15 protein-coding genes are annotated in these 17,283 nt (G+C 56.6%); 2 read left to right on the top strand and 13 right to left on the bottom strand.

What is annotated here, in order from left to right; translation table 11 throughout:
- Positions 1–9: 9 nt before the first annotated feature.
- Positions 10–891, bottom strand: a complete 882-nt coding sequence (locus tag ACRDD5_RS05630; RefSeq protein WP_438676153.1) for a LysR family transcriptional regulator — start codon at positions 889–891, stop codon at positions 10–12.
- Between the two features lie 98 nt (positions 892–989).
- On the opposite strand from ACRDD5_RS05630, the gene ACRDD5_RS05625 reads away from it, so the two are divergent.
- Positions 990–2,180 (top strand): MFS transporter, encoded by a 1,191-nt coding sequence (locus ACRDD5_RS05625; RefSeq protein WP_438676152.1) that lies wholly within the window; start codon positions 990–992, stop codon positions 2,178–2,180.
- Positions 2,181–2,193: 13 nt separating this feature from the next.
- Here ACRDD5_RS05625 and guaA read toward each other — a convergent pair whose 3' ends face one another.
- Both guaA and guaB read right to left on the bottom strand, forming a co-directional pair.
- Entirely contained in the window at positions 2,194–3,771 is a 1,578-nt protein-coding gene (guaA, locus tag ACRDD5_RS05620) for a glutamine-hydrolyzing GMP synthase (RefSeq protein ID WP_271281017.1), read from the bottom strand.
- Positions 3,772–3,833: 62 nt separating this feature from the next.
- Positions 3,834–5,300, bottom strand: a complete 1,467-nt coding sequence (gene guaB / locus ACRDD5_RS05615) for an IMP dehydrogenase (protein WP_271281016.1) — start codon at positions 5,298–5,300, stop codon at positions 3,834–3,836.
- 159 nt (positions 5,301–5,459) lie between these two features.
- On the opposite strand from guaB, the gene xseA reads away from it, so the two are divergent.
- On the top strand, positions 5,460–6,833 hold the full coding sequence (gene xseA / locus ACRDD5_RS05610; protein ID WP_438676151.1) for an exodeoxyribonuclease VII large subunit: 1,374 nt from the start codon (positions 5,460–5,462) through the stop codon (positions 6,831–6,833).
- Here the strand turns inward: xseA and ACRDD5_RS05605 are convergent.
- From ACRDD5_RS05605 to ndk, 10 genes are all read right to left on the bottom strand, one after another.
- Positions 6,830–7,045, bottom strand: a complete 216-nt coding sequence (locus ACRDD5_RS05605) for a zinc ribbon domain-containing protein (RefSeq protein WP_271281014.1) — start codon at positions 7,043–7,045, stop codon at positions 6,830–6,832. The two genes, xseA and ACRDD5_RS05605, sit on opposite strands and share 4 nt — an antisense overlap.
- 51 nt (positions 7,046–7,096) lie before the next feature.
- Entirely contained in the window at positions 7,097–8,131 is a 1,035-nt protein-coding gene (locus tag ACRDD5_RS05600; RefSeq protein ID WP_438676150.1) for a Gfo/Idh/MocA family oxidoreductase, read from the bottom strand.
- A 102-nt stretch (positions 8,132–8,233) separates the two neighbouring features.
- Positions 8,234–9,715, bottom strand: coding sequence for a ribosome biogenesis GTPase Der (gene der, locus ACRDD5_RS05595; protein WP_271281012.1), 1,482 nt, complete (start codon positions 9,713–9,715; stop codon positions 8,234–8,236).
- A gap of 110 nt (positions 9,716–9,825) precedes the next feature.
- Positions 9,826–11,004: an outer membrane protein assembly factor BamB gene (gene bamB / locus ACRDD5_RS05590; protein ID WP_271281011.1), complete on the bottom strand. Its 1,179-nt coding sequence runs from the start codon at positions 11,002–11,004 to the stop codon at positions 9,826–9,828.
- Positions 11,005–11,014: 10 nt separating this feature from the next.
- Entirely contained in the window at positions 11,015–11,635 is a 621-nt protein-coding gene (locus tag ACRDD5_RS05585; RefSeq protein WP_271281010.1) for a YfgM family protein, read from the bottom strand.
- Between the two features lie 13 nt (positions 11,636–11,648).
- Entirely contained in the window at positions 11,649–12,923 is a 1,275-nt protein-coding gene (gene hisS, locus ACRDD5_RS05580) for a histidine--tRNA ligase (protein WP_271281009.1), read from the bottom strand.
- Positions 12,924–13,015: 92 nt separating this feature from the next.
- Complete coding sequence (gene ispG, locus ACRDD5_RS05575) at positions 13,016–14,134, bottom strand: flavodoxin-dependent (E)-4-hydroxy-3-methylbut-2-enyl-diphosphate synthase (protein WP_438676149.1); 1,119 nt, start codon at positions 14,132–14,134, stop codon at positions 13,016–13,018.
- Positions 14,135–14,160: 26 nt separating this feature from the next.
- The gene (rodZ, locus tag ACRDD5_RS05570; protein WP_438676148.1) at positions 14,161–15,159 is read right to left on the bottom strand and encodes a cytoskeleton protein RodZ; all 999 of its coding nucleotides are present in this window, start codon (positions 15,157–15,159) and stop codon (positions 14,161–14,163) included.
- Between the two features lie 292 nt (positions 15,160–15,451).
- Entirely contained in the window at positions 15,452–16,618 is a 1,167-nt protein-coding gene (locus ACRDD5_RS05565; protein ID WP_271281006.1) for a bifunctional tRNA (adenosine(37)-C2)-methyltransferase TrmG/ribosomal RNA large subunit methyltransferase RlmN, read from the bottom strand.
- Positions 16,619–16,782: 164 nt separating this feature from the next.
- Entirely contained in the window at positions 16,783–17,214 is a 432-nt protein-coding gene (gene ndk, locus ACRDD5_RS05560; RefSeq protein WP_271269027.1) for a nucleoside-diphosphate kinase, read from the bottom strand.
- Positions 17,215–17,283 lie beyond the last annotated feature (69 nt).

Below are 17,283 nucleotides of genomic sequence, written 5' to 3'. Positions count from 1 at the left end.
TTTCAATTATCAGACGTTTTGTAATAGCCGAATCACTTCGCTAATGCCTTTGCTCAGAATTTTATCCTGCCGCATCACTATCGCCAGTTGACGCTGTAAAACCGGCGTAAGCGAACGCACGCACAATCCCTGACGGTCTTGCTCACTGCTGACGGCCATGCGGGGAATGATGCTGTAGCCCAGCCCAACGCATACCATCCGTTTGATGGCTTCGATACTGCCTGATTGCATGATCGGCACTGCCTGCACGCCACTGGCCTGGAACCAACTGTCGATCATGACCCGGGTGCTGCTCCCGGCACTGAATGCGATCAAGGGCTGTTGGTGCAGATTCTCGGCAGTCAGCGCATCGAACTGCGCCTGCTGATCCTCAGCGGCAATAAACACAAACTCTTCATCCAGCACCGGCGTAATGGCCAGCGCAGGCCCCGCCGCGGGTAACGTCACCAGACCCAGATCGAGGCGGTTCTCCTCTATCGCACGGACAATATCAAGGGTATTGCCTGTCGTAACGCCTACCCTCAACAGAGGGTGATCCTGACGCAGCTGCTGCAATAGCGGCGGCAAAAGATGGATGCAGGCAGTCGCCCCCATGCCGATCGCGAGGGTGCCGCTCACCTCATGACTGAACCCGGCCACCGAACGAATCGCTTCATCCACCGCCTGCTCAATGCGCTCGCCATGCGTCACCAGCGCCAGCCCGGCCGCCGTGGCTTTGATCCCCCGCCCGGTACGCTCAATTAAACGCGCCTGGAGAAACTGCTCCAGCTGACGGATCTGCAAACTGACCGCCGGCTGCGACAGGCCCAGCACGTCCGCAGCCGCAGAAAAACTGCCCCGCTGAACGACCAGTCGAAAGGTCGCCAGATGTCCCAGATTGAGCGTCGTCATCGCAAAGTTTCTCTTATAGCAGTCATAAACGTACAGGCCTGCCAGCACCATACCGCGCGGGCTATGCTCAGGACAACTCTCTAACGGAATGATAGATAATGAAATCCCCTGTCCTGGCTCGCGCGATCCCCTTCACCCTCGGTTGTAATCAGCTTATCAACTGGGGGATTTCATTTTATATGCCGGGAACATTGGCCCGGGCGATAACGGCCGACACCGGCTGGTCGTCACCGGCGATCTATTCAGGCCTGACGCTCGCCATGCTGGTGATGGCTTCCCTGTCACCGCGTGTCGCCCGCTTGCTGGCGCTTATCGGCGGGCAGCGCACGGTGATGATCGGTACGCTGCTGATTTCGGTAAGCTGCGTGGCGATGGCCTGTTCCTACTCGCTTGTTGGCTGGTACCTCGCCTGGATGGTGACCGGTGTCGGCATGCGCCTGTCGCTGTATGACGCGCTGTTCGCCGCGTTGGTTAATCTCTACGGGCAGCAGGCACGGCGAACGATTTCCCGCGTGACGCTGGCGGGCGGGCTGGCTTCGGTGGTGTTCTGGCCGCTGGGCGAAGCGTTGCTGACGCTGATGAGCTGGCGAGAAACGCTGCTGATCTATGCCCTGTTCGGTTTGCTGAGCGCGGCGCTTACCCGCTCGCTGCCCAATCAGACCCTTCCTGCAGTGAGTAAGCGCCAACCGACTTCCTCTGCCGATGACAAGACGCGACGCAACGGCTGGCTGTACGCAACGTTTATTGCGCTGATCACGTTTGTTTCTAACGGCACCTCCACGCACCTGCCAGAATTTATCGCAAGCACAGGTCTGCCGGTTGCCATCGGCATGCTATGGGGGATTGGGCAGACGGGGGCACGCTTTCTGGAGGTAGTAGCAGGCGCAGGACTCACCCCGCTGCGCCTGACCCTCGTAACAGCCCTGGCTATGCCGGTCTGTTTTTTACTCGGGCTGAGCAGTTCGCTTTACCTGTGGTCGGCAGCCGGTTTTGTGCTGGGCTATGGGGCGATTAACGGTCTGGTGACCATCGTCAAAGCTACCCTGCCGCTACAGCTTTTTGCGCCTGAAGAGTACGCCAGGCGCACCGGCGTGCTGCTGATCCCCGCCCAGTTAATGGCAGCGGCTTCCCCGCTGGCGTATGCATGGCTGAACAGGATGTTAGGGACGACTGGCGCGATGTGGGTATCGTGGGGCCTGACGTTGGTGATTGCCGGGCTGGCGGTAACGCTGTTTATCGGGCAGAGGCAAACAAAAAAGCCCCCGGAGGGATCCGAGGGCTTTGTTTAGCGATCAGGAGAGGTTATTCCCACTCAATCGTCGCAGGTGGCTTACCGCTGATGTCATACACAACACGCGAGATGCCATTAACTTCATTGATGATGCGGTTAGACACGCGGCCTAAGAAATCGTACGGCAGGTGCGCCCAGTGTGCGGTCATAAAGTCGATGGTCTCGACGGCACGCAGGGAGACAACCCAGTCGTACTTACGGCCATCGCCCATCACGCCCACGGAACGGACTGGCAGGAACACGGTGAACGCCTGGCTGACTTTGTTGTACAAGTCGGCTTTATGCAGCTCTTCGATGAAGATCGCGTCCGCACGACGCAGCAGGTCGCAGTACTCTTTCTTCACTTCGCCCAGCACGCGCACGCCCAGACCTGGACCCGGGAACGGGTGACGGTACAGCATGTCGTACGGCAGGCCCAGTTCCAGACCGATCTTACGCACTTCGTCTTTGAACAGCTCACGCAGCGGCTCAACCAGACCCATCTTCATCTCTTTCGGCAGGCCGCCCACGTTGTGGTGAGATTTGATGACGTGCGCTTTACCGGTGGCAGAGGCCGCCGATTCGATCACGTCCGGGTAGATGGTGCCCTGTGCCAGCCACTTCACGTCTTCCAGACGCAGCGCCTGCTCGTCGAACACTTCCACGAACACGCGGCCGATGATTTTACGCTTCGCTTCCGGATCGTTCTCGCCCGCCAGCGCAGTCAGGAAACGCTCTTCGCCTTCAACGTGAACGATGTTCAGGCCAAAGTGGTCGCCAAACATGTCCATAACCTGTTCAGCTTCGTTCAGACGCAGCAGGCCGTTATCCACGAAGACGCAGGTCAGGTTTTTACCGATGGCGCGGTGCAGCAGCATTGCGGTCACGGAGGAGTCAACGCCGCCGGACAGGCCGAGAATGACTTTATCGTCACCCACCTGCTGGCGAATACGCTCGATGGCGTCGTCGATGATTTTTGCCGGAGTCCACAGGGCTTCACACTGGCAGATGTCACGCACGAAGCGGTCCAGCATGCGCATACCCTGACGGGTGTGGGTCACTTCCGGGTGGAACTGCACGCCGTAGAAGCGTTTTTCTTCGTTGGCCATAATGGCAAACGGGCAGGTCTCGGTGCTGGCAACGGTCACGAAGTCGGACGGGATCGCCGTGACTTTATCGCCGTGGCTCATCCACACGTCGAGCAGCGGTTTGCCATCAGCGGTCAGGGAATCTTCGATACCGCGGATCAGGGCGCTGTCGGTCTGCACTTCAACCTGCGCATAGCCAAACTCACGTTCATTAGAGGCTTCAACGTGGCCACCCAGCTGCATCGCCATGGTCTGCATGCCGTAGCAAACGCCGAATACCGGAACACCGGCTTCGAACACATACTGCGGCGCGCGCGGGCTGTTGTTCTCGGTGGTGCTTTCCGGGCCACCGGAAAGAATAATGCCGCTTGGGTTGAATTCGCGAATTTGTGCTTCCGTGACATCCCACGCCCACAGCTCGCAGTAAACGCCAAGTTCACGCACGCGACGTGCAACCAGCTGAGTGTACTGCGAACCAAAATCGAGGATAAGAATGCGATGTTTATGAATATTTTCCGTCATTGACGCTAATTCCGAGGCAAGTGAAACAAAATCGCCCGGCATAAATCCGGGCGTGGAAATTATCAGGAGCCCATGCGGTAGTTCGGGGACTCTTTGGTGATGGTCACGTCGTGAACGTGACTTTCCTGAATACCCGCACCGCTGATACGTACAAATTCCGCTTTAGTACGCAGCAGGTCGATGGTACCACAGCCGGTCAGACCCATACAGGAACGGAGGCCGCCCATCTGCTGGTGAATGATCTCTTTCAGGTAGCCTTTATACGCCACACGGCCTTCGATCCCTTCCGGCACCAGTTTGTCAGCCGCGTTATCGGTCTGGAAGTAACGGTCAGACGACCCTTTGGACATCGCGCCCAGGGAGCCCATCCCGCGATAGGATTTGTAAGAACGGCCCTGGAACAGTTCGATCTCGCCCGGGGATTCTTCGGTACCGGCCAGCATGGAGCCGACCATCACCGCTGCTGCTCCGGCTGCGATCGCTTTAGCGATATCGCCTGAGAAACGGATGCCGCCGTCGGCGATAACCGGAATACCGGTGCCTTCCAGCGCTTCAACCGCGTCGGAAACTGCGGTGATCTGCGGGACGCCTACGCCGGTTACGATACGGGTGGTACAGATAGAGCCAGGACCGATCCCCACTTTTACCGCGCTGCAACCAGCTTCAGCCAGCGCGCGAGCGCCTGAGCCCGTCGCCACGTTGCCGCCGATGATTTGCAGATCCGGGTATTTCGCACGGGTTTCACGAATGCGCTGCAGCACGCCTTCGGAGTGGCCGTGGGAGGAGTCGATCAGCAGCACGTCAACGCCTGCCGCAACCAGCGCATCAACGCGCTCTTCGTTGCCCGCACCCGCGCCAACTGCCGCACCGACGCGCAGACGGCCATGCTCGTCTTTACAGGCGTTCGGTTTACGTTCTGCTTTCTGGAAGTCTTTTACGGTGATCATGCCGCGCAGGTGGAAGCCGCTGTCGACAACCAGTGCTTTCTCAACGCGCTTTTCGTGCATCTTCGCAAAGACAACGTCGCGGGATTCGCCTTCACGGACGGTCACCAGACGCTCTTTCGGGGTCATGTAGACGCTGACCGGCTGGCTGAGGTCGGTAACGAAACGTACGTCACGGCCAGTAATGATGCCTACCAGTTCGTTGTCCGCGGTCACAACCGGGTAGCCTGCAAAACCATTACGCTCGGTCAGGGCTTTGACTTCCTGCAGGGTAGTGGTTGGCAGAACGGATTGTGGGTCGGAAACGATGCCAGATTCATGCTTCTTCACGCGGCGAACTTCTTCCGCCTGGCGCTCGATAGACATGTTTTTATGGATAAAGCCAATGCCGCCTTCCTGCGCCAGAGCGATAGCCAGACGCGCTTCAGTCACGGTGTCCATTGCCGCGGAGAGCATAGGAATGTTCAAACGAATGGTTTTAGTCAACTGCGTGCTGAGGTCGGCAGTATTCGGCAGAACGGTGGAGTGAGCGGGAACAAGGAGGACGTCGTCAAACGTCAGTGCTTCTTTAGCGATACGTAGCATGGGCAATATCTCTGACCTGGATGGTTAAATATTGCCGTGGCATTATACAGAGCGTAACCGATTGCATCTACACTTTTTTATAAAAAATGCTTGCGATCGTGTCTCAGCGGGTTACTATCGACTGAATAACTTGCTGATTTAAAATTTGATCTCGCTCACATGTTATCCTCTCAGACCCCCTCAATTTTTACCGTTAGCCGCCTTAATCAAACGGTTCGTTTGCTGCTTGAGCAGGAAATGGGACAGGTTTGGATCAGCGGTGAAATTTCCAATTTCACGCAGCCATCGTCCGGCCACTGGTATTTTACGCTGAAGGATGACAACGCCCAGGTACGCTGCGCGATGTTCCGCAACAGCAATCGTCGGGTGACGTTCCGCCCTCAGCACGGGCAGCAGGTGCTGGTACGCGCCAATATTACCCTGTACGAGCCGCGCGGTGATTATCAGATCATTGTCGAAAGCATGCAGCCCGCGGGCGAAGGCCTGCTGCAGCAGAAATACGAGCAGCTAAAGGCAACGCTGGCAGCAGAGGGTCTGTTCGATCAGAAGTACAAAAAACCGCTTCCCTCCCCTGCCCGCTGCATTGGGGTGATCACCTCCAGAACCGGTGCCGCGCTGCATGACATTCTGCACGTGCTGAAACGCCGCGACCCTTCCCTGCCGATCATCATCTACCCGACGGCGGTTCAGGGCGATGACGCGCCGGGGCAAATCGTTCGCGCCATTGCGCTGGCTAACGCACGCAAGGAGTGTGATGTCCTGATCGTCGGGCGCGGCGGCGGTTCGCTGGAAGATCTGTGGAGTTTTAACGATGAGCGCGTGGCGCGGGCGATTTTCGCCAGCCTTATTCCGGTAGTCAGCGCCGTCGGGCACGAAACGGACGTCACCATCGCCGATTTTGTTGCTGACCTGCGCGCGCCGACGCCGTCAGCCGCCGCCGAAGTGGTGAGCCGCAACCAGCAGGAGCTGCTGCGCCAGATTCAGAACGGCCAGCAGCGCCTGGAAATGGCGATGGACTATTTTCTCGCCAACCGCACGCGGCGTTTTACCCAGCTTTACCATCGCCTGCAGCAACAACATCCCCAGCTGCGTCTGGCGCGTCAGCAAACGGTGCTGGAACGTCTGCGTCAGCGAATGAACCTCGCGGTCGACAATCAGCTTAAACGGGCGGGACAGCGCCAGCAGCGCACCACCCAGCGTCTGAATCAGCACAACCCGCAGCCACGTATTTATCGCGCGCAAACGCGGATCCAACAGCTGGAATATCGTCTTGCCGATAACCTGCGCGCGCGCCTGGGCGCCACGCGCGAGCATTTTGGCAATGCGGTCACCCATCTGGAAGCCGTCAGCCCACTCTCCACGCTGGCGCGCGGCTACAGCGTCACTACCGCTACCGACGGCAGCGTGTTAAAGCAGACCAAACAGGTTAAAGCCGGGGATAGGCTCACCACCCGGTTGGCCGACGGTTGGGTCGAGAGCGAAGTAAAAGGCGTCACCCCCGCCAAAAAAACGCGCAAGAAAAAGCCGGTTTAAACCGGCACAAATTCCACGCGCTTTTTCGAAATCAATCCGTGGCCATTCTGGCAAAAGTAATCAACCGCACCGCAGGCTTTTAACACCTGGAGTGGCTTGTGGCACTCCGGGCAGCGCGGCTCCAGGGGGATATCCTTATTGCAGGTATCGCAGTGGGCCAGGCCGTTTTGCGGCGTCAGCGGTGCCTGGCAGTCCGGACAGGTAATCGACATGGTGACTCCTTCTCTGAAAATTCATTACTACGTTGATTTTACACGATGCGCTCAGTGCGGGCCACGCAGCAGCTGTTGTAAGCTCAGCAACAGTTCGACCTCTGCCAGCCTGCGCCGGGTTGTGCGCGGCACCTCCTCTGGATCGCGTTCAAACAGACTTTTCGCCCCCAGAATATGTTCCGCCAGACAGTGGGCGTAGATCGTGCCGGGAATGTGCCAGCGTTGAATGTCCTCGCCCTCAATCAGCTCCAGCACATCTTCTGTGCCGCGTCTGTCGTGGCTGATGATCCTGCCATCGCGCAGGTACAGCCGGAGTCCTTTTTGCCCGCCTGACGGGCCCGCATATTTATTCAGCCAGATATCCACCGGCACGCCGCTAATCCGGCCCTGAAGGTGCGCCTCGCCTTCTGCTGTGATCAGGTCACCTTTGGCAATATCCTGCCCCAGCCGGTCTTTGGCGGTGATAACCTGCAGGCTCATCTCGTCGTTACCGCCCAGATAGCGCGTCGTTTCACGTAGCATTGCCAGCACATGCGTTCCGATATCCAGAATCACACCGTCAGGATGGCGAAGCGTCCGCGTATCCGGCTCACCGGTGGCAAAGTTCAGTGCGATGGGCTCCCCCGCGGCGTTGAAGCCGCTCGGCTCCTGAAGAAACCCTTCGATTTTGACGATCCCGGATAAAGAATCAATCAGCGCCAGCTGCACCGTGCCGAGGCGTGCCATCCAGTGATCGAGAGCCAGCACGCGGCCTGCAACGTCGGGCGCTGCCAGCAGGTTTTTCAGGGTCGCAATCTGTGAAAGCGTGGCGACAATCGGTTTTTCCACAACAATGCGCGCAATAGAGGCGTTAACCGCCTGCTCAAGCACCTCAAGGTGCTGCAGCGATGCTGTGGTGATAAACAGCGTATCCAGGGGCTGTGCAAGCAGCTCGTCCAGCGAAGCACAGCGTGTGACGCCCGCCAGCGTCCTCTCGGGCTGGATATCAAATCCAACACAGGAAAGTGAAGGACCGAAAGTGTTTTGTAATGCGGGTAAGTACGCCGTTTCCACCACCGCGCCCAGCCCGACAAAGCCAATCTGCATGTGCCTACCTCGTTTGTTTCAATGTCGTAGCCAACATTATTTATCAGCTACGGACATAAAAAAAGCCCGCGACAGGCGCGAGCTTTCCAGCATCAGCAAGGATTACTTGCTTTTCTTAATGTGTTTAATCAAACGCTTACGCTTACGCATTTGGTTCGGCGTAAGGGTGTTACGTTTGCCAGCAAACGGGTTTTCCCCTTCCTTGAACTGGATGCGGATTGGCGTACCCATCACTTCCAGTGATTTACGGAAGTAGTTCATCAGATAGCGTTTGTAAGAATCCGGCAGATCCTTCACCTGGGTACCGTGGATAACCACGATTGGCGGGTTATAACCCCCGGCGTGGGCATATTTCAGCTTCACGCGACGACCGCGCACCAGCGGTGGCTGATGATCCTCTGCCGCCATGGTCATGATGCGGGTCAGCATCGCGGTACCAACACGACGGGTGGAGCAGTCGTAGGCTTCGCGTACGGATTCAAACAAGTTACCTACGCCGCTGCCGTGTAGAGCAGAGATAAAGTGCACGCGGGCAAAGTCGATGAAGCCCAGACGGAAGTCCAGCATCTCTTTGACCTGCTCACGCACTTCATTACTCAGGCCGTCCCACTTATTGACGACGATAACCAGCGAGCGTCCGCTGTTGAGGATAAAGCCCAGCAGCGAGAGGTCCTGGTCAGAGATGCCTTCACGGGCGTCAATCACCAGCATCACCACGTTGGCGTCTTCAATCGCCTGCAGGGTTTTGATCACCGAGAATTTTTCAACCACATCGGTAATTTTGCCGCGCTTACGCACCCCGGCAGTATCGATCAGAATATATTCACGCTCGTCACGCTCCATCGGGATGTAGATGCTGTCGCGGGTGGTACCCGGCATGTCGTAAACGACGACGCGATCTTCACCGAGGATACGGTTTGTCAGTGTGGACTTCCCGACGTTCGGACGACCAACGATGGCCAGCTTTATCGGCAGATCCTGCGGATTGAAGTCGTCTTCAGGCTCTTCTACGCCCTCAGCGCCGGCTTGATCGGCTTCGAACTGCGCCCAATAGGCCGCATCTTCATCGATTTCTTCCGGCGGGTTGATCTCGTCCACGAACGGCAGGAGAGCGGTTTCCAGCAGGCTGGTGACGCCACGACCGTGAGACGCGGCGATCGGGTAGATATCACCCAGACCAAGCGACCAGAAGTCCGCCATCGCCTGATCGGCATCGATGCCGTCAGTTTTGTTGGCGACCAGGAAGGTGGCTTTTTCACGCGAGCGCAGGTGCTTGGCGATGGCGGTATCCGCAGGCATCAGGCCCGCGCGCGCATCAACCATAAACAGCACAATGTCTGCCTCTTCAATCGCCAGCAGGGATTGTTCCGCCATGCGAGTTTCGACGCCATCTTCTGTACCGTCGATACCACCGGTATCGATACAGATGAACTCGCGACCTTCCACTTCTGCACGACCGTACTTACGGTCACGCGTGAGCCCCGGGAAATCCGCAACCAGCGCATCTCGGGTGCGTGTTAAACGGTTAAACAGAGTGGATTTTCCAACGTTCGGGCGCCCGACAAGCGCGACCACAGGTACCATGATTAAAGCCTCATAAAATTCGATATCACGTCGCGTTTGCGGCGTTTTTTAAAAAATCAAAACGGCCCCTGAAGCAACAGGAGCCGTTGAGTATACTACAACCGCTGTGATTAACGCGTGATCGCGTACAGCGTGCCGTCTTTTGCCTGAATCAGCAGTTTGCCGTCAGCCACTACCGGTTCGGTCAGGAACCCAGAGCTGTCGACTTTTTCCTGCGCGACAAAGCGACCGTTGGTCGGGTCAACCCAGTGCATGTAGCCTTCGCTATCACCCACCACCAGGCTGCCGTTATACAGCACCGGTGCGGTCAGCAGGCGGTGCAGCAGATCGCTTTGCGTCCACAGCGTCACGCCACCGTCTGTGCTGAGCGCCAGCAGGCGATCGTTCTGGTCAACCAGGAAGATGCGGTTACCTTCAACCACGAAATCATTGACTGAACCCAGCTCGCGTTTCCACATGACCTGGCCGCTACGCAGATCCATCGCCGTCAGGTTGCCATTATAGGCCAGCGCATACACAACGCCATTGGCAATGACCGGCGTGGTATCCACATCGCTCAGACGGTCGATTTCGGTCGGACCGGTTGCCTGAGAGATACGCTGCTGCCAAATCAGCTGCCCCTGCTGCATCAATACGGCGCTGACGCGACCGTTATCGCCACCCACAACGGCCGCACCAAACGCGGTAGCCGGGGCAGATTCGCCGCGCAGGGAGAGCGCAGGCATATCCAGGTTAACGGTCCACTTCACCGCACCGTCAGCTTCATTCAACGCCTGCAGCTGACCGTTGGCGGTATGAATCAGCACCATGCCGTCGCTGACAACCGGACGTGAAAGGGCTTCGCCCGCCACGCGGGTTTGCCACGCAACGGAACCATCGCTGGTGTTAAGGGCATAGACCTGGGCCTTCTCGCTGCCCACGTACACATGGCCGCCAGCCACAGCCAGACCGCCGGAGAGCAGTGCAGGCGAGCGGGAGATCCAGCCGCTTTTTTCAGCAAGGTTAATCGACCACACTTCTTTGCCGTCATCCGCATTCACCGCTTTAACGGTGCCTTTACGGTCAGCAGCGTAGACCACGCTGTCCGCAAACGCCGGATGCAGGTTGGAATAAAAATCACCAATACCACTGCCGACGGAAGTGCTCCAGGCAGTGGACGGTGCAAACTGATTTTCAACCGTTGGCAGCGGTGACATGGTGACAATATCTTCTTCGCCACTGAACAGTGAACAGCCACTCAATAACGTAACGGAAAGCAGTCCTGGCAGAAGTAATTTACGCAATTGCATTGGGTCCCTCTCAGACGGACAAATTATTTATTTTCATCTGCATCATTTCGCTCAGCGCAGGTGAGGCGTTGCTTTTCACGCCCGCTTCCCATGCGCTGCGCGCGCCTTGTTTGTCGCCCTTGCTGAGCAGTGCTTCACCGCGCAAGTCGGCCACAATCGAGGCAAAACCTTCACCTTTCACGGTCTCCAGCGTTTTCAGGGCTTCATCAGTCTTTTTCTGCTGAACCTGAATACGGGCGAGACGCAGGTTAATCACCGCTTTGAGGTTGGCGTCTTTCGTTGCGGCCAGCCCCTGCTGCAGCTGCGCTGCCGCTTTATCCAGCTCGTTTTTATCCACGAACTGCTGAGCCACTTCGAGCGAAGCCAGCGCACCATAGGTGTTTTTGGTTTCTGCCGCAAATTTCTCTGCCGCTGCCAGCGATTCCGGCTGATCGGCACGAATGGCGCTCACCGTATTTTCATACTGTAAAGAGGAACCGCGCGCCGAATCGACCTGATGACTGTTCCAGTAACGCCAGCCCATCAGCGCGCCAATACCTAAAACCACCCCGACAGCCAGCGCTTTGCCGTTTTCAGCAAAGAAGCGTTTAATCGCGTCGACCTGGTCGTTTTCGTTCTCGTACATTTCCACGCAGTCTTTCTCCTTAGCCCAGTAGAGTGCGCAAGTGCGCCGCAACGCCGTCCTGCGTTACCGTTGTTTGCTCACCAGAGCGCAGATCTTTCACTACTACTTCGCCGTTAGCCACTTCTGACTCGCCAAGTACCAGTGCGACACGCGCGCCCCATTTATCGGCACGCGCAAACTGTTTTTTAAAGTTGCCGCCGCCATGGTTGGTCATCAGCTTAGCGTCAGGCAGCGCATCGCGCACGCGTTCGGCAAGCTGCATTGCCGCAGACTGCGTTTCCGCGCCTGAGGCCACCAGGTATATATCGACAACAGGATCGGCTTTAAATTCCGGATTAACTGCCTGAACTAACAAAACAAGTCGTTCAAGACCCATCGCAAAGCCAACCGCCGGTGCAGCACGACCGCCTAACTGTTCGACCAGGCCGTCGTAACGACCACCCGCACAGACCGTACCCTGCGAACCGAGGCTGGTGGTGACCCACTCAAACACGGTGCGGTTGTAGTAGTCCAGGCCACGTACCAGGCGCTGGTTCACCGTATAGGCAATACCTGCGGCTTCCAGCTGCTTACACAGACCGGCGAAGTGTTCACGGGATTCTTCATCCAGATAATCGCCCAGCGCTGGCGCATCGTTCAGCAGTGCCTGCACGTCCGGGTTTTTGGAATCCAGCACGCGCAGCGGGTTGCTGTACATGCGACGTTTGCAGTCTTCGTCCAGCTTGTCCTGATGCTGTTCCAGGAACGCAACCAGCGCATCACGGTAGTTCGCGCGCGCATCCAGGGAACCGATGGAGTTCAGCTCCAGCGTGACGTGTTCTGAAATGCCCAGCGCACGCCACCAGCGGGCGGTGAGCATAATCAGCTCGGCGTCGATATCCGGTCCTTGCAGACCAAACACTTCCACACCCAGCTGGTTAAACTGACGATAGCGTCCTTTCTGCGGACGTTCGTGGCGGAACATTGGGCCGATATACCACAGGCGCTGCTCCTGATTGTACAGGAGACCATGCTCGATGCCGGCGCGTACACAGCCCGCCGTACCTTCCGGACGCAGGGTCAGGCTGTCGCCGTTGCGGTCCTCAAAGGTATACATCTCTTTTTCAACCACGTCGGTGACTTCACCGATGGCGCGTTTGAATAACGGGGTCTGCTCTACAATCGGCAAACGGATTTCACTGTAACCGTAGCTGCCGAGCACCTGCTTGAGGGTGCCTTCAATGCGTTGCCAGATGGCGGTCTCGCCAGGCAGGTAATCGTTCATGCCGCGAATGGCTTGAATGTTCTTTGCCACGTTTGTTCTCTTTCTATAGACAAAAATGAACCCTGGGGTTCATTAACCGAAGGGTTCAATCATACACAGGAAGCACACCGCTTCCCATCACGTTATTTTTCCAGTTGTTGCACGCTGATGCGCTTCGCTTCATCCAGCATCGCTGCTTTGGCGCGGATGCGGGCTTCAAGCTGATCGATCATGTCGTTATTATCCAGACGATCTTTGCGGACGCCATCTTCATAGAGACCACTTTTCTTGTTGCCGCCGGTGACGCCCAGCGTCGAGACCAGCGCTTCACCCGGACCGTTCACCACACAACCGATAATCGAGATATCCATCGGGGTGATGATATCTTCCAGACGCTGCTCGAGAGCATTGACCGTGCCAATAACATCAAACTCCTGGCGCGAACAGGTCGGACAGGCGATGAAGTTAATGCCGCGGGCACGAATGCGCAGCGACTTCAAAATATCAAAACCGACTTTGATCTCTTCGACCGGATCGGCTGCCAGCGAAACGCGCAGGGTGTCACCAATGCCTTCGTTGAGCAGTAGACCAAGGCCAATAGCCGATTTCACCGCACCGCTGCGGGCACCACCGGCTTCGGTGATCCCCAGGTGCAGGGGCTGATCGATCTGCTTCGCCAGCAGACGATAGGACTCGACGGCCAGGAAGACATCAGAGGCTTTGACGCTGACTTTGAACTGATCGAAGTTCAGGCGATCGAGATGATCCACATGGCGCATGGCGGATTCCAGCAGCGCCTGCGGCGTCGGCTCGCCGTACTTTTCCTGCAGATCTTTTTCCAGAGAACCGGCGTTCACGCCGATACGGATGGGAATATTTCTGTCGCGGGCACAATCGACGACTGCGCGGATACGCTCTTCACTACCGATGTTGCCGGGATTGATACGCAGGCAATCTACACCGTATTCCGCCACTTTGAGCGCGATACGGTAGTCGAAGTGAATATCGGCAACCAGCGGAACAGAGACCTGCTGTTTGATGAGTTTGAACGCTTCTGCCGCATCCATTGTCGGCACGGAGACGCGAACGATATCTGCGCCAACGCGTTCTAACGCTTTGATCTGATTGACCGTCGCCGCCACGTCAGTGGTACGGGTGTTGGTCATTGACTGAACGGCGATAGGAGCACCATCGCCAATCGGCACATTTCCGACGTAGATACGTTTCGATTTTCTACGTGGAATAGGAGCCTGGTTATGCATGAAAAATCTCCCGCGTTGCCTGACTGTTACTGTGCTGCTGATTGTTCGGCATTGAGGGTCAGACGCGCAACCTGGTTAGTTCTGATAAAACGGCTCAGATCGACAGGTTTTCCCTGAAACTGGATCTGCACCGCTGACGGAGCACCAATTTTGAGCTTGTACGGCGCCTGGCCTGCCAGATTTAAACTGCCATCTTTACGTTGCAGACCGCTGAACAGTTTTTTACCGGTCGCGTCGGTCACTTCAAGCCAGCAATCGGCAGAGAAGTTCATCACCAGCGCGTTCGGGTCTGTAGGGGCAGCAGACACGCCAGCCGGATCGGCTGGCAGTGGCTGAACGGCGTTATCCGCCGTGACCGCGGGTGCGGTCTCGACGTTAGCCTGAGAAGGCGAAACAACCGCGTTGTCGGCAGGCGCTTGCGCGGTCTGTCCGGCAACAGGCGCGCTGTTTTGCGCCGTGGCCTCATCCGACATATTGCTCGCAGGTACCTGCGGTTCGCTGGCGGTTGCGGCGGTGTCAGTGTTCAGGGGGATGCTCTGGGCGCCGTCACCCGCCGAGCCATTCAGCTCGGCGGTGGACTGATCGGCCATGGTGGTGATCTCTTCCTGCTGCGCTTTGTGGTTTTGCCACCACCAGGCGCCCGTCAGGCCGATCACGACAAACAGTACCAGCCAGGTAAAGCTCATCAGCCAGCCATCACGTTTTTTACGGCGTTTGCCCAGCGAAAAACTTTGCATCGGCGCAACTTTCGCCGGTCTGACAGGTGCCTGCTTTTCCATCATCGGCAGCAGTTCATTTTCAGGAATATGCACCAGTTTCGCATAAGAGCGGATATAACCACGCAGGAACGTCGAAGCAAGATCGGCAGGAGCCTTATCCTCTTCAATATCGCGGACCGTGGAAACCTTCAGGCACAGGCGTTCAGCAACGGTTTGCTGACTCAGGCCGAGTTGTTCACGGGCGTTGCGAAGACGAACGCCAGTGGAAAGTGCTGCATTTTGGTCGTGAGTGGCTTCAGTATTCATTCGCTACAACTACTGGTACGTGAGAATTGAGGATCCAGGCGCCGGTGAATCACAATGCGCCTGCACCGCGAAACTTCTGGTCAGTTAACCTTAGTAAAGCAGCTCAAAACTGTCAGCTTTTCGTTTGACAGAACCGGCTCATCAGTGAGGCTAAACTGTTGTTGCGTCGCTACATACTGCCTTAAAGTCATAAAAAACGCACCGTAATTATTATTCATAGCACAGTGCTTTGACTTTTTATTCGTGTAATCAGCGGCCAGGGTGCGGATAACGCCCCGCGGCCGCATAAAAATCACACGGTCTTGACGTCGATCGTCTCACCCTGCATACGCTTACGCAACGTACGCTTGGTACGGTCGATAACCTCGCCCGCCAGCTGACCACAGGCGGCATCAATGTCGTCGCCGCGGGTTTTACGTACGATGGTGGTAAATCCATAATCCATCAGCACCTTGGAGAAGCGATCGATACGGCTGTTAGAGCTACGGCCATACGGCGCGCCCGGGAACGGGTTCCATGGGATCAGGTTGATCTTACACGGCGTATCTTTTAACAGTGCGGCCAGCTCATGCGCATGATCGGTGCCGTCATTAATATGATCCAGCATGACGTACTCAATGGTGACGCGACCCTGATTGGCGTTGGACTTCGAAATGTAGCCCCGCACCGAGTTCAGGAAAGTCTCGATATTGTACTTCTTGTTGATTGGCACGATTTCATCACGGATCGCATCATTCGGTGCATGCAGAGAGATCGCCAGCGCCACGTCAATCATGTCGCCCAGCTTATCCAGCGCAGGGACAACGCCCGAGGTGGACAGGGTCACGCGGCGTTTGGAGAGACCAAAACCGAAGTCATCCAGCATGATTTCCATCGCCGGTACTACGTTCGTCAGGTTCAGCAGCGGTTCGCCCATCCCCATCATTACCACGTTGGTGATCGGACGGGTGCCGGTCACTTTCGCTGCACCGACGATTTTCGCCGCGCGCCAGACCTGGCCGATAATTTCCGACACACGCAGGTTACGGTTAAAGCCCTGCTGCGCCGTCGAGCAGAATTTACACTCCAGCGCACAACCTACCTGAGAGGAGACGCACAGCGTGGCGCGGTCTTCTTCCGGGATATAGACGGTTTCAACGCGCTGATCGCCCACGGCAATCGCCCATTTGATAGTGCCGTCGCTTGAACGCTGCTCTTCCACCACTTCCGGGGCGCGAATTTCAGCCACTTCTTTCAGCTTATTGCGCAGGACTTTGTTGATGTCAGTCATGTCATCAAAGTCATCGCTGCAATAGTGATACATCCATTTCATCACCTGATCGGCACGAAACGGCTTCTCACCCATTTCGAGGAAGAACTCGCGCATCTGCTGACGGTTCAGATCCAGCAGGTTGATTTTACCGTTTTTATTCGCAACGACAGGAATGACGACTTCGGAGGTGTTTACTAATTCAGACATAATAGATTCCGGCCTCGTTGTTACACGTTATGGCCCCTGGAGGGTTAAAAAGAAACGCCCCGGAAAGCAGTTGGCTCATCCGGGGCGTTGCATTGTACAAAGTCTGGCGCAGGGATGCCACGTCTGCACGTGGCATTTACGAAATAAAGTGTAAACCCGCGCGATTAGCGCTTACGGGCACACACTTCGCCTTCAGCGAAGAAGAAAGCGATTTCGCGGGCAGCAGATTCCAGGGAATCAGAACCGTGGGTGCCGTTCTCGGTGAAGCTGTCTGCATAGTCAGCGCGCAGGGTACCCGCCAGGGCGTTAGCCGGGTTGGTTGCACCCAGCAGATCGCGGTGACGCTGAACGGCGTTTTCGCCTTCCAGAACGGATACCACGATTGGGCCAGAGGTCATGAACTCAACCAGGCCATCAAAGAAAGGACGACCGTCGTGTTCAGCATAGAAACCGCGCGCCTGCTCAACGGTCAGATGCAACATTTTGGTGCCGACAATCTGGAACCCTGCCGCTTCAAAGCGAGCAAAGATGCTGCCAATAACGTTTTTTGCCACCGCGTTTGGTTTGATGATGGAAAAAGTACGTTCAATAGCCATGATAACCTCTGTGATTTGTTCTGTTGTTTTGCATAACTGCGAAATATGGCGCGGATTATAATGAGCATT

The organism is Silvania sp. (assembly GCF_051656365.1).
Lineage (GTDB): Bacteria > Pseudomonadota > Gammaproteobacteria > Enterobacterales > Enterobacteriaceae > Enterobacter > Enterobacter hatchlandensis.
The sequence above is the reverse complement of the archived record's forward strand: the minus strand, read 5'-3'. Positions and strand labels throughout refer to the sequence as shown.

Bases quoted from the DNA above. Each gene is read 5' to 3' on its own strand.
- ACRDD5_RS05630 (WP_438676153.1), bottom strand. From the start codon at position 891: ATGACGACGCTCAATCTGGGACATCTGGCGACCTTTCGACTGGTCGTT.
- ACRDD5_RS05625 (WP_438676152.1), top strand. From the start codon at position 990: ATGAAATCCCCTGTCCTGGCTCGCGCGATCCCCTTCACCCTCGGTTGT.
- guaA (WP_271281017.1), bottom strand. From the start codon at position 3,771: ATGACGGAAAATATTCATAAACATCGCATTCTTATCCTCGATTTTGGT.
- guaB (WP_271281016.1), bottom strand. From the start codon at position 5,300: ATGCTACGTATCGCTAAAGAAGCACTGACGTTTGACGACGTCCTCCTT.
- xseA (WP_438676151.1), top strand. From the start codon at position 5,460: ATGTTATCCTCTCAGACCCCCTCAATTTTTACCGTTAGCCGCCTTAAT.
- ACRDD5_RS05605 (WP_271281014.1), bottom strand. From the start codon at position 7,045: ATGTCGATTACCTGTCCGGACTGCCAGGCACCGCTGACGCCGCAAAAC.
- ACRDD5_RS05600 (WP_438676150.1), bottom strand. From the start codon at position 8,131: ATGCAGATTGGCTTTGTCGGGCTGGGCGCGGTGGTGGAAACGGCGTAC.
- der (WP_271281012.1), bottom strand. From the start codon at position 9,715: ATGGTACCTGTGGTCGCGCTTGTCGGGCGCCCGAACGTTGGAAAATCC.
- bamB (WP_271281011.1), bottom strand. From the start codon at position 11,004: ATGCAATTGCGTAAATTACTTCTGCCAGGACTGCTTTCCGTTACGTTA.
- ispG (WP_438676149.1), bottom strand. From the start codon at position 14,134: ATGCATAACCAGGCTCCTATTCCACGTAGAAAATCGAAACGTATCTAC.
- rodZ (WP_438676148.1), bottom strand. From the start codon at position 15,159: ATGAATACTGAAGCCACTCACGACCAAAATGCAGCACTTTCCACTGGC.
- ACRDD5_RS05565 (WP_271281006.1), bottom strand. From the start codon at position 16,618: ATGTCTGAATTAGTAAACACCTCCGAAGTCGTCATTCCTGTCGTTGCG.
- ndk (WP_271269027.1), bottom strand. From the start codon at position 17,214: ATGGCTATTGAACGTACTTTTTCCATCATCAAACCAAACGCGGTGGCA.